General features: G+C 41.4%; 4 protein-coding genes. All 4 read left to right on the top strand.

The genetic code is table 11. The features are described 5' to 3' along the window. On the top strand, positions 1–577 hold a 577-nt coding region (locus tag ACH2DQ_RS16045; RefSeq protein ID WP_395027408.1), incomplete at its 5' end, for a zinc-binding dehydrogenase. 21 nt (positions 578–598) lie between these two features. Next, on the top strand, positions 599–904 hold the full coding sequence (locus tag ACH2DQ_RS16040; protein ID WP_394912449.1) for a BMC domain-containing protein: 306 nt from the start codon (positions 599–601) through the stop codon (positions 902–904). A 122-nt stretch (positions 905–1,026) separates the two neighbouring features. Then, a complete protein-coding gene (gene pduA, locus ACH2DQ_RS16035; protein WP_027293695.1) occupies positions 1,027–1,302 on the top strand; it encodes a propanediol utilization microcompartment protein PduA in 276 nt (91 codons plus the stop codon). Between the two features lie 38 nt (positions 1,303–1,340). After that, on the top strand, positions 1,341–1,466 hold a 126-nt coding region (locus tag ACH2DQ_RS16030), incomplete at its 3' end, for a BMC domain-containing protein (RefSeq protein WP_395027410.1).

Genomic DNA, 1,466 nt, shown 5'->3' with positions numbered 1-1,466 from the left:
CTTAAGATTCAACAGCAGAGTTGTTGTTCAGGGATGCGGACCGATCGGTCTGATTTGTATCTCAATCTTAAAGACAATGGGAATTCAGAATATCGTCGCAGTAGACGGCGAGCAGAAGAGACTTGATTTTGCAAAAGAGATGGGCGCATCTGAAACTGTAAACTTCAAAGACCACAAAGGAATTGAAGCTCTTACTGAAGGTGTGAAAGCAGCATTTGGCGGATACCTTGCAGACTTTGCATTCCAGTGTACCGGATCTCCGATCGCTCATGCAAACATCTACAAATTCATCCGTAACGGCGGCGGACTTTGTGAACTTGGATTCTTCATCAATGGTGGAGATGCAACAATCAATCCTCACTTTGATATCTGCTCCAAAGAAATCACAATCGTTGGTTCCTGGGTATATACACTCAGAGATTATGCAACTACATTTGAATTCTTAAAGGGCGCTCAGGCAATCGGACTTCCAATGAAGAAACTGATCACACATAAGTTCCCGTTAAGTCAAATTAATGAAGCTCATGTAACAAATCTGAAGATGGAAGGTCTTAAGATCGCTATCATCAACGAGTAAGTGAAAGGAGTGTGTTAGGCCATGCGTGAAGCAGCAGGAATTTTAGAAGTGTTTGGATGCGTAGCAGCATTTGTGGCGGCAGATGCAGCAGCAAAAGCGGCAAATGTCAGGATCGAATCCATCGACAAGAACAAGCCTGCAAATGCAGATGCGTTACCGGTACCCCTTATTACTTGCTTAAAAATCAGAGGCAGTGTTGCAGATGTAAATGCTGCAATGGATGCAGCGGAAGAAGCAGCAAACAGTATTACAGGTGTTGTAACGAGATATATTATCCCAGCTCCATCAGAGGATACTGAAAAGATGTTGAGAATAAGTGCAATATAGTGTAGAATAAATGTAATAGTTCAACATGGCTGAATTGTTACGAATAAATGTTTAGAGTAGATAAAATGAAGAAATATCTGATGTTGGAAAAACAACAAGGTTAATTAAGGAGGATTTTTATAATGACACAGGAAGCTTTAGGAATGGTAGAAACAAGAGGTTTAGTAGCAGCAATTGAGGCATCTGACGCTATGGTGAAGGCAGCAGACGTTCAGTTAGTAGGAACAGAAAAAATCGGTTCCGGTCTGGTAACAGTTTTAGTTCGTGGAGATGTTGGAGCTGTTAAAGCAGCTACAGAAGTAGGCGCAGCAGCAGCAGGAAAACTTGGCGAGTTAGTAGCAGTACACGTTATCCCAAGACCTCACACAGACGTAGAAAAAATATTACCAAGCATCTAATACGTGCTCCAATATCCTGAAAACAGAAGGAAAGATATATGAAATCAATTGGATTAATTGAATTACCTAATATTACGGATGCGATTCAGGCACTTGATGTTATGCTGAAAACAGCAGATATCAGGTTCCTGTCTTGGGAAAAGAAGTTAGGCGGACGACTGGTA

It is taken from the genome of Robinsoniella sp. (assembly GCF_034124845.1).
Note: the sequence above shows the minus strand (reverse complement) of the source record. Positions and strands in the feature narration are given on the sequence as shown.